This window comes from Micromonospora sp. NPDC050200, from assembly GCF_040656135.1.
Taxonomy (GTDB): domain Bacteria; phylum Actinomycetota; class Actinomycetes; order Mycobacteriales; family Micromonosporaceae; genus Micromonospora.
Map to the genome: position 1 here is coordinate 20,899 of NZ_JBFALG010000056.1, position 18,789 is coordinate 39,687.

14 protein-coding genes and 1 pseudogene are annotated in these 18,789 nt (G+C 73.5%); 8 read left to right on the plus strand and 7 right to left on the minus strand.

All coding sequences use genetic code 11. The annotated features are described in order from the left end of the window. Nucleotides 1-28: 28 nt before the first annotated feature. Nucleotides 29-163, minus strand: a pseudogene (locus AB0I41_RS27775) (hypothetical protein); the annotation flags it as partial. Between the two features lie 213 nt (nucleotides 164-376). Here AB0I41_RS27775 and AB0I41_RS27780 point away from each other — a divergent pair. Then, nucleotides 377-1,156, plus strand: coding sequence for an LPXTG cell wall anchor domain-containing protein (locus AB0I41_RS27780; protein ID WP_357113396.1), 780 nt, complete (start codon nucleotides 377-379; stop codon nucleotides 1,154-1,156). 374 nt (nucleotides 1,157-1,530) lie between these two features. Continuing rightward, nucleotides 1,531-3,096: an aldehyde dehydrogenase family protein gene (locus tag AB0I41_RS27785; RefSeq protein ID WP_357113398.1), complete on the plus strand. Its 1,566-nt coding sequence runs from the start codon at nucleotides 1,531-1,533 to the stop codon at nucleotides 3,094-3,096. Nucleotides 3,097-3,382: 286 nt separating this feature from the next. Here AB0I41_RS27785 and AB0I41_RS27790 read toward each other — a convergent pair whose 3' ends face one another. Beyond that, the gene (locus AB0I41_RS27790) at nucleotides 3,383-4,483 is read right to left on the minus strand and encodes a GNAT family N-acetyltransferase (RefSeq protein ID WP_357113400.1); all 1,101 of its coding nucleotides are present in this window, start codon (nucleotides 4,481-4,483) and stop codon (nucleotides 3,383-3,385) included. Between the two features lie 88 nt (nucleotides 4,484-4,571). Further along, nucleotides 4,572-5,273 carry an amino acid-binding protein gene (locus tag AB0I41_RS27795; protein ID WP_357113402.1) on the minus strand — a complete coding sequence of 234 codons (702 nt, stop codon included), beginning with the start codon at nucleotides 5,271-5,273 and terminating at the stop codon, nucleotides 4,572-4,574. Nucleotides 5,274-5,421: 148 nt separating this feature from the next. Here AB0I41_RS27795 and AB0I41_RS27800 point away from each other — a divergent pair, with 148 nt between their 5' ends. Next, a complete protein-coding gene (locus AB0I41_RS27800; protein WP_357113404.1) occupies nucleotides 5,422-6,561 on the plus strand; it encodes a phosphotransferase family protein in 1,140 nt (379 codons plus the stop codon). 206 nt (nucleotides 6,562-6,767) lie between these two features. Here AB0I41_RS27800 and AB0I41_RS27805 read toward each other — a convergent pair whose 3' ends face one another. From AB0I41_RS27805 to AB0I41_RS27815, 3 genes are all read right to left on the minus strand, one after another. After that, nucleotides 6,768-7,814, minus strand: coding sequence for a LacI family DNA-binding transcriptional regulator (locus tag AB0I41_RS27805; protein ID WP_357113406.1), 1,047 nt, complete (start codon nucleotides 7,812-7,814; stop codon nucleotides 6,768-6,770). 86 nt (nucleotides 7,815-7,900) lie between these two features. Continuing rightward, nucleotides 7,901-9,313, minus strand: a complete 1,413-nt coding sequence (locus AB0I41_RS27810; protein ID WP_357113408.1) for a GH1 family beta-glucosidase — start codon at nucleotides 9,311-9,313, stop codon at nucleotides 7,901-7,903. Between the two features lie 156 nt (nucleotides 9,314-9,469). After that, entirely contained in the window at nucleotides 9,470-10,015 is a 546-nt protein-coding gene (locus AB0I41_RS27815) for a plasmid pRiA4b ORF-3 family protein (protein ID WP_357113409.1), read from the minus strand. A gap of 150 nt (nucleotides 10,016-10,165) precedes the next feature. On the opposite strand from AB0I41_RS27815, the gene AB0I41_RS27820 reads away from it, so the two are divergent. Further along, the gene (locus tag AB0I41_RS27820; protein WP_357113411.1) at nucleotides 10,166-10,951 is read left to right on the plus strand and encodes a pyrimidine reductase family protein; all 786 of its coding nucleotides are present in this window, start codon (nucleotides 10,166-10,168) and stop codon (nucleotides 10,949-10,951) included. 199 nt (nucleotides 10,952-11,150) lie between these two features. Here AB0I41_RS27820 and AB0I41_RS27825 read toward each other — a convergent pair whose 3' ends face one another. Then, on the minus strand, nucleotides 11,151-12,698 hold the full coding sequence (locus tag AB0I41_RS27825) for a M4 family metallopeptidase (RefSeq protein ID WP_357113413.1): 1,548 nt from the start codon (nucleotides 12,696-12,698) through the stop codon (nucleotides 11,151-11,153). A 415-nt stretch (nucleotides 12,699-13,113) separates the two neighbouring features. Between AB0I41_RS27825 and AB0I41_RS27830 the strand changes: the two genes are divergently transcribed. The 4 genes from AB0I41_RS27830 to AB0I41_RS27845 form a co-directional block, all read left to right on the plus strand. Next, entirely contained in the window at nucleotides 13,114-14,862 is a 1,749-nt protein-coding gene (locus AB0I41_RS27830) for an ATP-binding protein (RefSeq protein ID WP_357113415.1), read from the plus strand. Between the two features lie 68 nt (nucleotides 14,863-14,930). Beyond that, entirely contained in the window at nucleotides 14,931-16,073 is a 1,143-nt protein-coding gene (locus tag AB0I41_RS27835) for an exonuclease SbcCD subunit D (RefSeq protein WP_357113416.1), read from the plus strand. A 21-nt stretch (nucleotides 16,074-16,094) separates the two neighbouring features. Continuing rightward, nucleotides 16,095-17,639 carry a transposase gene (locus tag AB0I41_RS27840; RefSeq protein ID WP_357113418.1) on the plus strand — a complete coding sequence of 515 codons (1,545 nt, stop codon included), beginning with the start codon at nucleotides 16,095-16,097 and terminating at the stop codon, nucleotides 17,637-17,639. Beyond that, nucleotides 17,639-18,789 (plus strand): SMC family ATPase (locus tag AB0I41_RS27845; RefSeq protein ID WP_357113420.1); only part of this gene is annotated, 1,151 nt, incomplete at its 3' end. The genes AB0I41_RS27840 and AB0I41_RS27845, both read left to right, overlap by 1 nt.

The window sequence follows — 18,789 nt, forward strand, 5'->3', positions numbered from 1 at the left end:
AAGATCTCGGCGAGCGGGTGCGCCAGCCGGTGATCCCGGTCGTACCGGTGTTGGTGATCGTGATGTTCGCGGTGAGGCCGGTGCTCCAGTCGCTGGTGGCCCGACCTTTCAGGCGCCGGCGGCGGGCCCTCGGTGGTCGCGGTGACCGGCATGGAGGCCGCAAAGACGGTGCCGGAAGGGCCGGACGACGGCCGACGCAGCGTCCACAATCCCGCCCGCGTTACATCGACACTCCGTGCCCGAGCCCATTATTTGACCGGATTCCCGGATCGCATCCGGCACGTCGTCGCAGTTCAGGCCGATCGCCCGATGTCGCACCACGATGCCATCTATGGGATCATGTGCCGTCCCCTTTACCGATCTCGGAGGAATACACATGCCCCAGCGTCGGTACGTGGCGCGCGCGGCCCTCGCCGCGACGACCGCCACGGCCTGCCTCACCTTCGCCACCCCGGCCTGGGCGAGCAGCACGGCGCCGCTCAACTCGGCCCACAAGGGCTCGACGGCGGCCAACTTCCAGCAGCAGTGCGACGACGAGCGCTTCGCCGATCGTACGCCCGGGCAGGACGGTTGGCACTTCGTGCTTCCGGGCGGCCCCGGGGCCGGCAGCTTCGAGACGCTGACCCTGACCTTCACCGACGGCACCGACACGGTGACGGTGAAGGTGCCCGACAGCACCGACGCCTACCCCGACCACCTGTACGCCGCCGGCGGCCGGACCGTGCACGCCTACCTCTTCACCCCCGCCGGGTGGACGCTGGCCGACGGCACCGCCACGATCAGCGGCGAGGCCGACAAGTTCAACCTGAGCCACACCTGCGCCGGCACCGTCCCGACGCAGTCGCCCAGCCCGAGCTCCTCGCCGACGACCTCGGAGTCGCCGCAGCCGTCGGAGTCCCCGTCGGAGTCGACCTCGCCGACCAGCTCGGTCACCCCGTCGGACTCGGTCTCGCCGTCGGACTCGGTCTCGCCGTCGACCCCGGGCTCCGGCTCGCCGTCGGAGAGCACGGGCGGCAGCGGCGGCAGCGATGACGGCAGCCTGCCGATGACCGGCGTGGCCACCGGCGGCATCGCGCTGGGCGGCCTCATCCTGATCGGCGGCGGCGTGCTGCTGATGCTGCGTCGCCGGCGTGACAACATCACCTTCACCAGCTGATCCCACTCAGCGCACGACCGGCCGTCGGACACCTCGTCCGGCGGCCGGTCGCCGTTTCCGCGCCCGGTTCCCGCTCCGGGCCGACCGGCGCGTTGATCCGTCCGGGGCACTCGTGCGTACTGACCGGCAACCCGGTCGACGCCGCCCGGGGATTCATCACATAATCCAAGTGCATGGATGTGTTGTTCGCGTAGGAGCAGGTCAACGTCATGCTGCCCGATCCGGCAGGCCACGTCGCGGCCGGTCCGGCGCAGGCCTCGCGTTCCGGCATACGAACGTACTGTTGCCGCGCCGCTCTCCGGCGCGGGACAGTACGCGACACCAGTGGTGCCATCGACGCCGCCGCTCCCCCGGTCGACCCTGAGGAGAATGCGATGGCTCTACGACTCGCCGACGGCACCGCCTGGTCCGACACCCTCGCCCGCGCGACGGTCGCCACGCCGGAGGCCTTCGGGCCCGAGGCCGACGGCGTCACCACCCTGCACAACCTGGTCTCCGGCCAGTGGCGGGCGGTCGGGGTGCCCAGCCCCGTCCGCACCCCGGTCGACAACACCGTCCTGGTCAACCTGCCCCGGCTCGACGCCGACACCGCCCGCGCCGCCGTCGCCCACGCCGCCGCCGCGCACCGCGACTGGGCGGCGACCCCGCTCGCCGAGCGCAAGGCGCGGGTCACCGACGCGCTGGACGCCCTCAGCGCCCACCGCGACCTGCTCGCCCTGCTGCTGGTCTGGGAGATCGGCAAGCCCTGGCGGCTCGCCTGCGCCGACGTCGACCGTGCGCTGGACGGCGTCCGCTGGTACGTCGACGAGATCGACCGGATGCTCGCCGGCGGTCGCGAGCCGCTGCCCGGCCCGGTCAGCAACATCGCCTCCTGGAACTACCCGATGAGCGTGCTGGTCCACGCCGAGCTGGTGCAGCTGCTCGCCGGCAACGCCGTCATCGCCAAGACCCCGTCGCAGGGCGGCGCGGTCTGCCTGACCGTGGCGCACGCCCTGATGCGCCGCGCCGGGCTCCCCGCCACCCTGCTCTCCGGCAGCGGCGAGGAGCTCTCCGAGGTCCTCGTCCGGGCGCCCGAGATCGGCGCGGTGGCGTTCGTCGGCGGGCGCTCCAACGGCGGCAAGGTGGCCGCCGCGCTGCTCGACACCGACAAGCGGCACTTCATCGAGCAGGAGGGGCTCAACGCCTGGGGCGTCTGGAACTTCTCCCGGTGGGACCTGCTCGCCGCGCACCTGAAGAAGGGCTTCGAGTACGGCAAGCAGCGCTGCACCGCGTACCCGCGGTTCGTGGTCCAGCGCGACCTGGTCGACGAGTTCCTCGACATGTACCTGCCGGTGGTCCACTCGATCCGGTTCGGCCATCCACTCGCGGTGGACGAGACCTGGGCGGCCGGCGACCCGCTGCCCGAGCTGGACTTCGGCCCGCTGATCAGCGCCGCCAAGGCCGACGAGCTGCGCCGCAAGGTCGACGAGGCGGTACGCGGCGGCGCCGTGCCGCTGCACCGCGGCAAGCTCGACGGCGCGCCCTTCCTCGACGGCCAGGACACCTCGGCGTACGTGGCGCCGGCGGTGCTGCTCGCCCCGCCCGGCCGGTCCCGGCTGATGCACGCCGAGCCGTTCGGCCCGGTCGACACCATCGTCGTGGTGGACACCACCGACGAGCTGCTGGCCGCGATGAACGCCTCCAACGGCGCGCTGGTCGCGTCGCTGGCCTGCGACGACGAGGAGCTGGCCGGCAAGCTCGCGGTGGACCTCCAGGCGTTCAAGGTGGGCATCAACAAGCCGCGTTCCCGGGGCGACCGGGAGGAACCGTTCGGCGGCCGGGGCGCCTCCTGGAAGGGCGCCTTCGTCGGCGGCGACCTGCTCGTGCAGGCGGTCACCCAGGGCGGCGACGGCCGGCTCTACGGCAACTTCCCGGACTACAGCAGCTACCCGACCACCTGAGGCCGGCTGACCTCTGTCGATGGCACGGGTCGCGCGGATCTCGCCGGGCGTGACCGCCGACCGGTTCCGGGCGGCGGTCCTCGGCTGCGGGTGACCGCCCGGCCGCCGCCGGTCCCGCACATGGGCAGGGCCCCCGCACCGGGGGCCCTGCCGATTCACCGCCCTCCGCACGGGATCCCGGCCTGGTGGCGCCGGGCGACGTGGGTCCGTCACCCGGTGCCGGTGTGGTCGCCCGTGCCGTCCCGTCCCCCGGGACCGGCACGGCACGGCACGGCCAACCGTCGCCTCAGTCCGCCCGGTCCCCCCGGGCGGTCGCGTCCGCCTGCCCCGGCACGGCGAGTCGCACCGTCCCCTCGGCGCGGACGGCCAGCGGCACCGTCACGGTGAGCAGCGAGCCGTCCCGCTCGACCGAGGTCAGCCGCCCGAGCCGTCGTACGGTGCGCAGCATCGGGGTGTTCTCCGCCCGGACGTGCAGCAGCACGGCCGCGTACCCGGACCGGTCGGCGTGCCCGAGCAGCCGGCGGAGCAGCGCCGGCCCGAGGCCGCGCCGCTGCCAGTCGTCCCGCACCAGCAGGCCCGCCTCGGCCTCGTCGCCCTCGCCGAGCAGGTTGGCCATCGCCACGACCGGCTCCGCCGCCCCGCCGGAGCCGGTCGTCGCCACCAGCGTGGTCCCCCGGGTCGGCTCCAGCATCCGGCGCATCCGGCTCGGCCCCGGCACCGCCCCGCCGCCGAAGTACCGCCGCTGCCGGCTGCCCGCCGAGCACGCCTCGTGCAGGTCGACCACGCCGGCCAGGTCGTCGGCGGTGGCCGGACGGACCAGCAGCTCCGCGCCGTCGGGCAGCACCAGGGTCACCCGGTCGGCCTCCCGGCGGACCGCGGTGGCCGCCAGCTCGACCAGCGCCTGCGCCCGGGCGTACTCCGCCGGGGTGAAGCTGGGCGCCCGCCGGCGCAGCTCGTACGACCCGCCGGCCGGGTCGGGCAGCAGCATCGTCGCCGCGCCGACGCCACCGTGCGGGCCGGCCGGCGCCGGCCGCCAGCTCACCTCGTCCGCGCCGAGCACGGCGCGCAGCACCTCCCCGGTCGCGTCCGGGTCCCGCACCAGCCGGGTGGCCAGCCCGAGCACCCGGGTCGGCTGGTCGACCAGGCCGCGCGCCTCGCTGCGCGCCACCCAGCAGTCCCGCCCGCGGCCCCGCTCCACGGCGGCGACCAGGTCCGCCTCGCCCAACGCGTCCGGCGCGTCGACGAGGAAGTCGTCGACCGCCCCGGCCTCGGTGGTGTGCACCTGCACGGTGAGGATGTTGACCCCCCGCAACGCGAGACTCGCCGTGAGCACCGACAGGTAGCCCGGTCGGTCGTCCACGGTGGCTCGAATCCGCCACAGCGCCATGTCCGCTCCCTTCCCCGTTACGACAGTGCCGGGCGGCTGTTGCCACGCCGTTGCCCGGCGGTGACGCCCCGGGCACCGTTGCCCGTGTTCACGTGACGCTGGTCACGGGCGGCACGCCGACCAGGTCGAGCCGGTCGCCGAGGATCACCGCGCCGGCCCGGACCAGCTGGGCCAGCCGGTCCACCTCGGTGGAGTGGAACGCGGCCGCGGTGAGCGGCTCGGTGTGCTCGCGCGCAACCACCAGCACCAGGCCGGCCCGGCCGAACGGCGCGACCGCGTAGTGGCTGCCGTCGGCGCCGGCCAGGGCCCGCGCCCGCAGCGGGGTCACCTCGGGCAGCGGCGGCGGCTCGGGCGACCGCCAGCTGGCGTGCCCCACGGTCGCCGTCCCCCCACCGGTACGCGAGGCCCAGTCCAACGGCACCACCGCGGCCACCGCCCAGTCCGCGGCGAGCAGCCCGGGCACCGCGTCGACCAGGGTGGCCACCCCGTCGGCGGGGTTCGCGGCGATCTGGGCCAGCAGCTCGGCGTCCTGACCGGTGGTGGTCGGGGCGCCGATCGCCCGCCAGACGCCGTCCACGCGTACCCCGGGGATGGCGGCCAGGCCCGCCATCAGCCGCTCCACCCGGGCGGCGCCCGGCCAGACCACGGTGAAGTCGTCCACGGCCCGCCCGCCGAGCCGTTCCAGGACGATCACCTGGACGATGTCGGCGCCGCAGACGCCGAGCGTGCGGGCCACCTGGCCGAGCGTGCCGGGGCGGTCCGGCAGGGTCACCCGAACTCTCAGCAGCATGTCTGTCCCTCCGCTCGGCGGGCCGACCGTGGCGGCCGGCAGGCTGGGCACCAGCCTGCCGGTTGACCATTTCGTCCCTGTTGCAGCGGCATGTCCCGCCGGCAAATCCGACCTTGACAAGAAGGCTGAGCTGCCATCAACTGTCCGGATGACCGATCCGGCCGTCGGCGCGCTCCGGCCCGGGGGCTCTCCCGGCTCCCCCGCCGCTTCCTCCGCCGCCGGCCCCGGCACGCCCGCCACTTCGGCCGGGGACGGGTCACCCCGGGGCCTGGACCTCGACCGGCTCGCCGGCTACCTGGCCGCCCACCGGCCCGAGCTGGCCGCCGCGCCGCTGGCGGCCACCCTGGTCGCCGGCGGCAAGTCCAACCTGACCTACCTGCTGCGCGCCGGCGAACGGGACCTGGTGCTGCGCCGGCCTCCACTCGGGCACGTGCTGGCCACCGCCCACGACATGGGCCGCGAGTTCCGGGTGATCTCCGCCCTCGCGCCCACCGACGTGCCGGTCCCCGCGGCGCTGCTGCTCTGCGACGACCCCGACGTGATCGGCGCGCCCTTCTACCTGATGGAGCGGGTCCACGGCGAGGTGTTCCGCAGCCGCGCCCAGACCGACCCGCTCCGCCCGGAACAGCGGCGCGAGCTGGCCCTGGCGATGATGGACACCCTCGCCGCCCTGCACACGGTCGACCCGGCCGGGGTCGGGCTGGCCGACTTCGGCCGCCCCGAGGGTTACCTCGGCAGGCAGGTACGCCGCTGGGCCGGCCAGCTCGACCGTTCCCGCAGCCGTCCGCTGCCCGGCATCGACGAGCTGCGCGACCTGCTCGCCGAGACCGTCCCCGAGGGCACCGACGCCGGGCGGATCGTGCACGGCGACTACCGGCTGGACAACCTCCTCGCCACCGTCGACCCGGTGTCGGTCCGCGCCGTGCTCGACTGGGAGATGGCCACCCTCGGCGACCCGCTGGCCGACCTCGGCCTGCTGCTGACCTACTGGGACGTGCTCGGCGACAGCGACCTCGCCACCGGCAACCCCGTCGCCGACGGCCTCGGCCCGCGCGCCGGGTTCCCCACCGGCGCCGAGCTGATCGAGCGCTACGCCGGCCGCAGTGACGTCGACGTCGGGCCGCTGCACTGGCACGTCGCGCTCGGCTGCTTCAAGCTCGCGGTGATCTGCGAGGGCATCCACTACCGGCACGCCCTCGGACAGACGCTCGGCCCCGGCTTCGACCGGATCGGCGACATGGTGGCGCCGCTGGTCGAACACGGCCTGCGCGCGGTCAGGGACAACTGAGGGAGGTCGCCCGCACCGCCGAGCGGCACGAGCAGCCGAACGCCCCTCCTGACCCAGGCCCCCACCCACCCCACCCCCCAATACCCCACCCCGGAACGCTCTTTCACGGAAAGAGTGGCTATTCGCGCGCGGATAGCCACTCTTTCCGTGAAATAGCGCGGATCGGGGGCGGGTGGGGCGCGGGGAGGCGGGGGCGGGTGGGGGGGTCAGGCGGAGGCGCGGTGGATGAGCTGGGTGTCGAGGAGGATGTGCGGGGCGGGAATCTCGTCGCCGCGGATGCGGGCGACCAGCAGGCGCGCCATCTGGCGGCCCATCTCCTCCACCGGCTGGAAGACGGTAGTCAGCGGCGGGTCGGCCTGGCGGGCGATCGGGGCGTCGTCGAAGCCGATGACCGCGACGTCCTCGGGCACCCGGCGTCCCGCTTCCCGCAGGGTGCGCAGCGCGCCGAACGCCATCAGGTCGGAGGCGACGAAGACGGCGTCCAGGTCGGGGCAGACCTCCAGCAGCCGCCGCATCCCGGCCGCGCCGCTGCCCTCGCTGAAGTCGCCGTACACGATCATGCGGGGGTCGACCCCGGCCCCGGCGGCCCGGACGGCGTCCCAGTAGCCGGCCAGGCGGGCCAGGCCGGCGCCCATCTCCTGCGGGCCGGCGATGGTGGCGATCCGGCGGCGGCCCCGGTGGGCCAGGTGCTCCACCGCCTGCCGCGCGCCGCCAACGTTGTCCACGTCGACGAACCAGGACGGCCGCGCGCCGGGCTGGAGCATCCGCGCCGGCCGGCCGCCGAGCACGGTGGGCAGGACCCGCTCCTCCAGCAGCGCGGGCAGCGGGTCGGAGTCGTGCAGCGACAGCAGCAGCACCCCGTCCACGTGCTGGTTCGTCAGGTGGTGCTCGACCCGTTCCCGCTCGATCGGGGACTGCACCATGGCGAGCCAGAGCTGCAGCGGCGTCTCCAGCAGGCCGGAGCTGACGCCCCGGACGATGCCGGCGAAGAACGGCTCGGTGAAGATCCGGTCCCCCGACTCGGAGACCACCAGCGCCACCGAGTCGGTCCGCTGGGTGACCAGCGCCCGGGCGGCGCGGTTCGGGACGTACCCCAGCTCGGCGATGGCCTGCTGGACCGCGGCCCGGGCCTCCGGGCTGACCTGGGGTGAGCCGTTGACGACCCGGGAGACCGTGCCGCGCCCGACGCCCGCGCGGGCGGCGACCGCGTCGAGGGTCGGGCGCCCGAGCGACCGGGTGCGCTGCGTTGTCATCGTCTGCTCCTCAGACGTGGGCGGACCCGTGCCACCCGAGCGGAGCGGGTGGGCGCGGAGCCGCCCGGAGAACTGCTGGCCTTCGCCTATTGTGCGGCCAGACCGTTGCGTCGGATCACCTCGGCGTACCACCTGGCGCTGGACTTGGGGATACGGGCCTGGGTGTCGTAGTCGACCCGGACCATCCCGAACCGCTTGGTGTAGCCCCAGGCCCATTCGAAATTGTCCAGCAGCGACCAGGCGAAGTAGCCCCGCAGGGGCACCCCGGCGGTGATCGCCTCGTGCGCCGCCCGCAGGTGGGCGTCGAAGTACGCCAGCCGGTCGACGTCGTCGACCTGCCCGCCGACCACCGCGTCGACGAAGGCGGAGCCGTTCTCGGTGACGTAGAGCGGCAGGTCGGTGTATTCCTCGTGGACCCGCCGCAGCGTCTCCACCAGGCCGGGAGCGTCGATCTCCCAGTCCATGTCGGTGACCGGCACGCCCCGGGTGAAGAACCGGACGTCCTCGCTGCCCGGCCAGCACGACGGCGCCCGCCGGTACGGCTCCGGGTCGGCGCCCGCCACCGGGGCGGCGACCACGTGCCGGCTGTAGTAGTTGACGCCGACCAGGTCCAGCGGAGTGGAGATGACCGCCAGGTCGCCGTCGCGCACGTGCCCGAAGTCGGTGACCTGCCGCAGGTCGGCGGCGAGGTCGGCCGGGTACGACCCGCGCAGCACCGGGTCGAGGAAGAACCGGTTGGCCAGGGCGTCGATCCGCCGGGCCGCGTCGATGTCGGCGGGCGCGTCGGTGGCCGGGGTGACCGGGTAGAGGTTGACGGTGATGCCGAGCTGGGCCTGCGGTCGGGCCGCCCGCAGCGCCTGCACCGCCAGCCCGTGGCCGAGCATCAGGTGGTGCCCGGCGCGCACGGCGTCGGCCCCGTCGGAGCGCCCGGGCGCGTGCACCCCCGAGCCGTAGCCGAGGAACGCCGAGCACCAGGGCTCGTTCAGCGTCGTCCAGTACGTCACCCGGTCGCCGAGGGCGTCCGCGACGAGCTGGGTGTAGTCGGCGAACCGGCTCGCGGTGTCCCGGGCCGGCCAGCCGCCGGCGTCCTCCAACGGCTGCGGCAGGTCCCAGTGGTAGAGGGTCAGCCACGGCTCGATCCCGTGCCCCAGCAGCTCGTCGACGAGCCGGCGGTAGAAGTCGAGGCCCTCGGAGTTGGCCGGGCCCGAGCCGCCCGGCTGCACCCGCGGCCAGGACACCGAGAACCGGTACGACTTCAGGCCGAGCTCGGCCATCAGCCGGACGTCCGACGGCATCCGGTGGTAGTGGTCGCAGGCCACGTCGCCGGTGTGCCCGGCGACCACCCGCCCTTCGGTGTGGCTGAACGTGTCCCAGATCGACGGGGCCCGGCCACCCTCGGTGGCGGCCCCCTCGATCTGGTACGCGGCGGTCGCCGCCCCCCACAGGAAGCCGGGCGGGAAGGGTACGCCGACGGCGGGCGGGTGGTCCGGGTTGCTCACGACTCGACGGCACCTTCCATGATCCCGCCAATGATCTGGCGTCCGAACGCTCCCCTGAGATTGCCGGGAGGTGTCAGGGGTGTCAACAGACCGATGGGAGCGTTCCCAGATCGTTACCGCCGGTGTCGTCCACCGCTCCTCATCGGACGAAGGAGATCAGCAGAGCCGACGCAACAGCGTGCTGGCCCGCCCCGGATCGAAACCGGCCGGGTCGAAGCGGTGGCCCGCCCACTCCCGCATCGCCCCGTGCTCCGGATGGCCCGGGTCGGCGAGCGCGGCGAGCAGCACCCGGTAGCCGGACGGACCGCCGACGTCCTCCGGCGGGCCGGCGCGCTCGCCGTCCAAGCAGGACGGGTAGTGCTCCTCCGGGTCTGCGGTGAAAGCGTCCTCCACCACCAGGTCGTGCTCCCACCAGTCGCCGAAGTCGTAGGTGTAGCGGAACCGGCTGCCCTTGCCGACCACCGCGTCGAGCCGGACGTCCAACTCGTCGCGCAGCGACAGCTCGCCGTCCGGGTCCGGCTCGCCGTACTGCACCCCGTCGATCTCGAACGAGTGCAGGTGGCAGTCGCGCCAACCCATGGCGTGCTGCACCACCCGGTGCAGCCGGTCGAGGGTGTAGCCGCCGGGCACCAGCACCCGCCGCCAGACCGGCGGACGGGTCCCCGCGAGGGACACCTTCAGCTGGAAGATCTGCCGTGGCATGCTGCCCCCTCCTCCCACCGCATAGGCTGCCGGCATGATCTGCCGAGCCTGCCGGGAGCGGCGGCACGACGACTGTCCCGGCCGGAAGTGGTGTGACTGCCAGCACCGTACCCCCGAACCCACCCCTCCGGTCACCGGTCCGGCCAGCGAATGAGCGTCGAAACCCCGATCCGCCGGATCTGGCCGACGCCGGCCACCCCGCCGCTGGACGACGCGGAGCTGACCGCGCTCTACGGTCGCGCCGACCGCCCCCACCTGCGGGTCAACTTCGTGGCCAGCGTCGACGGCGCGGTGACCCTGGACGGCTACTCCGCCGGGCTCTCCGGCGCGCCGGACAAGCGGGTCTTCGGGCTGCTCCGGATGCTCTGCGACGGGCTGCTGGTGGCCGCCGGCACGCTGCGGCACGAGGGCTACCGCGCGGTGCGGCTGAGCGGGCCGCGCCGGGCCTGGCGGCGCGCGCACGGGCTGGCCGAGTACCCGACCCTGGTGGTTGTCTCCGGGTCGCTGGACCTCGACCCGGCGCAGGCCGCGTTCGCCGACGCGCCGGTGCGGCCGATCGTGCTGGCCCACGCCGGCGCCGCGCCACCGCCAGGGCTCACCGACGTCGCCGAACTGGTCCGCTGCGGCACCGACCGGGTGGACCTCGCCGCCGGCCTGGCCGAGCTGCGCCGCCGCGGGCTCGGCCAGGTGCTCTGCGAGGGCGGCCCGCACCTGTTCGGCGCGCTCACCGCCGCCGACCTGGTCGACGAGCTGTGCCTGACCGTCGCCCCGCTGCTCGCCGGGCCGGGTCCCGGCCGGATCACCGCCGGCCACGCGGGCACCCCCCGGGACCTGCCGCTGCGGCACGTGCTGGCCGCCGACGACGGCGTGCTGATGCTGCGCCACGCCCGCGACGCGACCGAGCCGACGCCCGCCGGTGCCGCCCCGACCGCGTAGCGACCCGCCGGACCGCGCACCCGGAACCCGCCGGGGCCGCGCCGGGCCCGTCCCCGGCCGCCACGACGGGGGTACGCGGACAATCCGCCCCGGCCACGACGACGGGCGCGGGCACGCCGGTCGGCGTACCCGCGCCCGTGGCACGAGCCGTGCTCCCCTGGACGGCGGAGGAGGAATCCGCCGCCGGAGGATCAGGCGGTCAGTTGACGCTCACGGCCGACCAGGCGGCGGCGACCGTGTTGTACTCGACGCTGCCGGTGCCGTACAGGTCCTTGGCGGCCGACAGGGTCGCGGTGCGCGCCCCGGCGTAGGTGGTCCGCGAGGTCATGTAGGTGGTCAGCGCCCGGTACCAGATGGCACCGGCCTTGGCGTTGCCGATCCCGGTCACGGTGCTGCCGTTGCAGGTCGGGCTGTTGCCGTACGCCGAGGAGCCGCTGCCGACCGCGAGCAGGTAGAAGAAGTGGTTCGCCGGCCCGGAGGAGTAGTGCACGTCCAGTCGGCCCAGCGAGCTGCTCCAGCAGTCGGCGGAGCGACCGTCCTTGGACGGCTTGTCCATGTAGCGCAGCGGCACGCCGTTGGTCTTGACCTCGACGCCGATCTGGTAGTCGCCCGGGTCCTTGGGGTTGTTGGCGTAGAACTCGACCAGGGTGCCGAAGATGTCGCTGGTGGCCTCGTTGAGGCCGCCGGACTCGCCGCTGTAGCGCAGGCCGGCGGTGTTGCTGGTGACGCCGTGGCTCATCTCGTGCCCGGCGATGTCCAGCGAGGTCAGCGGCTCCCAGCCCTGCGACAGGTCACCGTCGCCGTACGTCATGCAGAAGCAGGAGTCGCTCCAGAACGCGTTGACGTAATTGGTGCTGTAGTGCACCCGGCTGTACGCGGCGACGCCGTCGTTGCGGATGCCGTTACGCCCGTGGACGTTCTTGTAGTAGTCCCAGGTCGTCGCGGCGCCGTAGGCGGCGTCCGCGGCGGTGGTCTGCCGGTTGGCCAGGGTGCCGTCGCCGAAGACGTTGGAGGTGGAGGTGACCAGGGTGCCGGTGCCGCTGGTGCCGCCGTTGAGGTCGTAGGTCTTGCCGCTGCCCCGGTTCGGGTCGTTGAGCTGGTAGGTGCCGCCGGAGAGCACGCTGCCGACGGAGACCGAACCGGAGTGGTAGGTGTTGCCGGTGCCCTCGCGGACCACGCCCTCCCAGCTGTCCCGGATCGTGCCGGTGCTGGCGTCGACCAGCACGTGCAGCTCGCTCGGGGTGCCGTCGGCGTAGGTGCCGCCGACGACCACCTCGTACGCCAGGGTGGTGCCGGCCTGGTCGGCGTCGTGGACCAGCTGGGCGCCGGAGACGGTGCGCCCGGTGGCGGTGGACGCGGCGAGCGCGATCCGGCTGGCGGCAGCCTGGCTCAGCTTCGCCTTCGGGGCGCGCTGCGGGGCGGCGGCCATGCTCTGGCTGGCGCCGCGCCAGACGTTGCCCTTGCCGAGGTGCACCACGACGTCGCCGCCGAGCACCGGCAGGCCGTCGGAGTAGCGGTTCAGCCGGACGTGCTCGGTGCCGTCGGCGTCGGTGGCGATCTGGCGCAGGGTGAAGCTCTGGCCGTCCGCCGCGAGCCCGGCGCCGGAGTGGGCCTTGAGCTGGGCGACCGCTCGGGTGAACGCGTCACCGGAGACGCCGGGCGCAGCGGCGGCGGCGGTCGGCGCCGTGGCGGCGGTGGCCAGGAGAGCGGCCGTGGCGAGGCCGCTCAGCAGGGTGGTTCGACGCATAGGGTTCTGCCTCCACAGGGACAGCCGGGGGGTACCGGCTGACGAGGCCCGGGCGGGGGTGCCTTCCGGACCGGCCATGGAAAACCGCGGGGTACGGCCATGGCGACAGCCATCGAGGAACGGAAGATCCTCGATGACTGCTGTGGCTATTCTGGACCAGGATGGCCCTGGTCTGTCACGACCTTCGACCCGGCTTTTTCCACAACTTTTCGCACCACGCTCATCATCGGGCGCGGTGATCACGCTCGGTGACCTCACGGGGGAGCACCCTGTGTGACGGGATGACGCTGCACGGTGAGCGACCCGGAGGACGTCTCGTGGCGTCCGCCGCGTCGCGTGGCAACCTGTCGTACTCCTCGGGCAGGATGCACAACGTGTGCCCTGACCGAGACGACCAGCTGACCGGAGCCCGCCGATGACCGACGACCCGATCGACGGCCCCGGCACGGCGGTCGGCCGGGTGCTCGGCACCGCCGACGCCACCCCGCTGCAGTTCTGGACCGCCGTCTCCCCCGACAGCTACCTCCAGCTCGACGACGTGGTCGTCACCCGGCGTGAGCTGCCCGACCGGGAGCCGGTCACCATCGCCGGGGTGGTCACCCAGGTCCGGGCCCGACACGAGGGCGCCCAGTTCGACTCGGACGTGTTCGCCATCGCCGACGGCACCCTCCCCGCCCAGGTGCAGGAGGCCGCCGAGGTCACCACCACCCGGGTCGACCCGGAGTTCTACGTGCCGCCCACGCCGGGCGCGGCGGTCTACCGGGCCGAGGGCGAGGCCCGGGCCCGGGCGCTGCACTTCGACCGGATGGAGCGGCGCATCCCGATGGGCATGGGCCGCGACGGGGTCCCGGTCTACCTCAACGCCGACTTCCTCGACGGCAGCCGGGGCGCGCACGTCTCCATCTCCGGCATCTCCGGCGTGGCCACCAAGACCAGCTTCGCCACCTTCCTGCTCTACTCGGTCTTCCGCTCCGGCGTGCTCGGCGGCGACGCGGTCAACGCCAAGGCGCTGATCTTCAACGTCAAGGGCGAGGACCTGCTCTTCCTCGACCACCCCAACGCCCGCCTCGACGACCCCACCCGCGCCGCGTACGCGAAGCTCGGGCTGGACGCCGGCGCCTTCCCCGACGTGCGGGTGTACGCCCCGCCCCGGGTCGGCGACTCCTCCGGCACGCCGGACGTGAGCAGCCGGCTCACCGGCGTGGACAGCTTCTACTGGACGCTGAGCGAGTTCTGCGCCGACCGGCTCCTGCCGTACGTCTTCGCCGACGCGGACGACGAACGCCAGCAGTACACGATGGTGGTCCACTCGGTCGCCGCCCACCTGGCCCGGTACGCCCAACCCGCCGACGGCGGGGTGAGCGTCGACGGGGTCCGGCTGGGCTCCTACGCCGACCTCGTCGACCACATCGTCGAGCAGCTCAACGACGACGAGACCCGCGGCGACTGGGCCGGCAGCGCGGTCGGCCTCGGCACGGTCAACGCCTTCGCCCGCCGCCTGATCGGCAGCAAGAAGGACCTCGGCCGGCTGATCCGCGGCGACCTGGCCACCCGCCGCCCGCACAGCATCAACACCGCCGAGAGCGCCCAGGTCACCGTGGTCGACCTGCACAACCTGCCGGACCGCGCGCAGCGCTTCGTGGTCGGCGTGACGCTCAAGAGCGAGTTCGAGCGCAAGGAGAAGGCCGGCACCGCCAAGCCGCTGCTCTTCGTCGTCCTCGACGAGCTCAACAAGTACGCCCCGCGCGAGGGCTCCTCCCCGATCAAGGAGGTGCTGCTGGACATCGCCGAGCGGGGCCGCTCGCTCGGGGTGATCCTGGTCGGCGCGCAGCAGACGGCCAGCGAGGTGGAGCGCCGGATCGTCACCAACTCGGCGATCCGGGTGGTCGGCCGGCTCGACCCGGCCGAGGCGTCCCGCCCCGAGTACGGCTTCCTCCCGCCGGCCCAGCGCCAGCGGGCGCTGCTGGCCAAGCCGGGCACCATGTTCGTCAACCAGCCGGACATCCCCGTCCCGCTCTGCCTGGAGTTCCCCTTCCCCGCCTGGGCGACCCGGGTCTCCGAGGCCGGGAAGCCCCCCTCGCAGACGCTGCGCTCGATCACCCAGTCGGCCGACCCGTTCGCGGTGGTCGGCTCCGGCGCCGGCGACGACGACATCCCGTTCTAGGGGGCACCGGTGAGCGCGAGGAGTGAGCTTGCGAGCCCCGCAGTCGCGAACGAAAGGCCGGCACAGCCATGAAGATCCTGCACACCTCGGACTGGCACGTCGGCAAGGTGCTCAAGGGGCAGTCCCGCGCCGAGGAGCACAAGCAGGTGCTGGCGGGGGTCATCGAGATCGCCCGCGACGAGCGCCCCGACCTGGTGATCGTCGCCGGCGACCTCTACGACACCGCCGCGCCCACCCCGGAGGCGACCCGGCTGGTCACCCGGGCGCTGACCGCGCTGCGCCGCACCGGCGCCGACGTGGTGGCGATCGGCGGCAACCACGACAACGGCCAGGCCCTGGACGCGCTGCGGCCCTGGGCCGAGGCGGCCGGCATCACGCTGCGCGGCAGCGTCCGGGAAAATCCGGCCGAGCACGTCATCGACGGCACCACCCGCGACGGCGAGCGCTGGCAGCTCGCCGCCCTGCCCTTCCTGTCCCAGCGGTACGCGGTCCGCGCGGTGGAGATGTACGAGCTGACCGCCGCCGAGGCCACCCAGACGTACGCCGACCACCTGGGCCGGGTCCTCGCCCGACTCACCGAGGGGTTCACCGAGCCCGACCGGGTGCACCTGGTCACCGCCCACCTGACCGTGGTCGGGGCGACCACCGGCGGCGGCGAGCGGGACGCGCACACCGTGCTCGGCTACGCCGTGCCGGCGACGGTCTTCCCGGGCAACGCCCACTACGTGGCGCTGGGCCACCTGCACCGCTCGCAGCGGGTCATCGGGCCCGGCCCGATCCGCTACAGCGGCAGCCCGCTGGCGGTGGACTTCGGCGAGCAGGAGAACGTCCCCTCGGTGACGCTGGTGGAGGTCACCGCCCGTACCGCCGCCCAGGTCCGTGAGGTGCCGGTGCCTGCGGCGGTGCCGCTGCGCACGGTCCGCGGCACCCTCGCCCAGCTGACCGAGCTGAGCCCGCCGCAGGGCTGGCTGCGGGTGTTCGTCCGCGAGCAGCCCCGGGCCGGCCTGCGCGAGGAGGTGCAGGAGCTGCTCCCCCGCGCGCTGGAGATCCGGATCGACCCGGAGCTGGTCCCGGCGCCGGGCAGCGGCACCCGGGTCGCCCAGCGGGCCGGCCGCTCCCCCCGCGAACTGTTCGCCGACTACCTCGACAGCCGGGGCCACGACGACGACGGCGTGCGGGAGCTCTTCGACGAGCTCTTCGAGGAGGTGTGACCAGTTGGCGGCTTCCCTGCCTTGGAGGACCTGCTGGCGCTCGTACGCACTTCCGGTGGGGGCCGTATATGTTTCGACGCTGAGCAAGAGCAGGTCGAAAGGGCCACTTCTGACCGTGAGGGGCGAACGGTGAAAGTCACCCGGGTCGCGTACTCGACGGCGCTCAACCCAGGTAAGTATGCGGAATTGGTAGAGCAGGCTCGCCGATTGGGTCGGGTTCGCAGCGAGGTGTGGCAGCGTTACGGGTCAGTCGCCGGTGTCGGGTCAGGGTTGACGGACCGGCGGGTGCGGGATTGGTGGTTGGCCGCCGGCACCCACGAGCAGTTCGGTGTGTTGGCGAATGCGTGGAAGGAAACCGTCCGCGACGCCATGGCCGACATCGGAGCGAATTTGGCGGCGGCCACGGTGCAGGTTCGCCGGACGGTTTGCCGGCGCACAAGCGATCCGACCGAGCGCAAGCGGATGCTGACGGCGCTGAGGACTGGCCAGTGGGCCGGTGAACCGTTCCTGGCTCGGCAGATGCGCAAGCATTGGAAACGTGGCCGCAATCGCACGCACGATCAGATCGTGGTGCGCGCCGACCAGTACAACGTCGCCGCTGACGTGCGTGGCCACCTGTGGCTCGCAATTCCCGGCCTGCAACGTCGCAGGATGGTCAGGATCCCGCTGTCGACGATCGTCGCTCCGACCGGCACGCTGCGGCTGATCCTGCGTGCCGGCCGGGTGGAGGTGCACTACCAGATCGACGCGTCGCAGCTGCGATCGTCTCAGCGGCCGTGCGGCGAACGGACGATCGGCGTCGACAAGGGCTACACCGAAGCCCTGACCGACTCCGATGGGGACCACCACGGCGGGAGCCTCGGTGAGTTGCTTTCCAGTGAGTCGGATCAGTTGAAGGAACGTAACCGGCGTCGGGCAAAGCTGCGCTCGATCGCGAACAACGCCGCTTTGCGTGGTGACCAGGCGAAAGCGCACCGGATCAGGCGCAACAATCTCGGGACCGTCAAGCGGAACCGGCAGGCCGCTCGCCATCGCGCCAGGGTCCGCACGGAAATCTTCACCGCCGTGCACCGGGTCGTCGACAAGGCCGCCACCGTCGTCGCCGAAGACCTCGCCAAGCGCTTCGCCGGGCGCAAGACGTTCGGCAAGAACGTCAACCGGCGCCTCGCCGCGTGGACCAAAGGGGTCACCGCCGAGGCGCTGACGAACGTGTCGGAGCGCAGAGGTTCTGCGCTCGTACATGTCAACGCCGCCTACACCTCACAAGCGTGTCACCGCTGCGGCAGCCTTCGCCGACGTAGTGGGGACCGGCTTCACTGCATTCCGTGCGGGGTGGTGTGGCAGGCCGACGTGAACGCCGCGATCAACATCCTGCAACGAGCAGTCGACCCCGACATCGCCCTGCATACCCCACATCATCGGGTGAAGCAGATCTTGCAGGACCGGACCGATCGCCACCGGACCAGACTGCCGGTCCAGGACTCCAGCCCGGCCACCACCGAGCGGAGAGCGAAACATCCGAACTGCTCAGCAACGAGCAACCGTAGGAAGCAGGTGGATCGCTGATGCGCCCGATGCGCCTGGACATGGCGGGCTTCACCGTCTTCCGCGACGAGACCACGGTCGACTTCACCGACGCCGACTTCTTCGCGCTGGTCGGCCCGACCGGCTCGGGCAAGTCGACGGTGCTGGACGCGATCTGCTTCGCCCTCTACGGCACCGTCCCCCGCTGGGGCGGCGCGCGGGGCCTGGCGAACGCCCTCGCCCCGTCGGCCACCGAGGCGCGGGTCCGGCTGGTCTTCGAGTCCGCCGGCTCCCGCTACGTGGCCACCCGGGTGGTCCGCCGGGACGGCCGGGGCAACGTCAAGACGGCCAACGCCGGGTTGCAGCTGATGCCGGCCGGCTTCGACGTCACCAAGCTGGACACCGGGCTGAGCCCGGAGGACCTGGGCGAGGTGGTCGCCGGGACGCCGGCCGAGATGGAGCAGGCGGTGCTGGAGGCGGTCGGGCTGCCGTACGAGCAGTTCACCTCCTGCGTGGTGCTGCCGCAGGGGCAGTTCGCCGACTTCCTGCACGCCAAGCCGGCCATCCGCCAGCAGATCCTGGTCAACCTGCTCGGCCTCGGCGTCTACGAGGAGGTGCAGAAGCGCGCCACCGAGCGGGCCGGGCAGGCCGAGGCCGGGCTGGCCGCGGTGGACAAGGTGCTCGCCGGGCTGACCGACGTCGACGACGCGGCCCTGGCCGCCGCGACCGCGCAGGTCGACCGGATGCGCGAGCTGTCCGGGGCGGTCGGGTCGGCCGTACCCGAGCGGGACAGCGCGCGGGCGGCGGCCCGGGCGGCGACGGCGGCGCTGGCCGCCCTCGACGCCGACCTGGCCGGGCTGACCGGGGTGCGGGCGCCGGACGGGGTCGCCGAGGTGGCCCGGGCCGTGATCGCCGCCCGCACGGCGGCCGATGAGGCGGCGGCCGCGGTGACCCTGGCCGAGGAGCGCGAGGAGAAGCTGCGCGGCGAGCTGGCCGGCGCCGGCGACGAGAGCACGCTGCGGCTGCTGCTGCGGGCGTACACCGACCGGGAGCGGCTGACCGGCGAGGCCGAGACGGTCCGCGCGGCGGTCGCCGTGGCGCGGCGGGAGCACGACGCGGCGGTGGCGGCCCTCGCGGCGGCGCGGGAGGCGAGGGGCCGGCGCCCGCCGCCGCGGGCCGGTGCGGTGAGGCG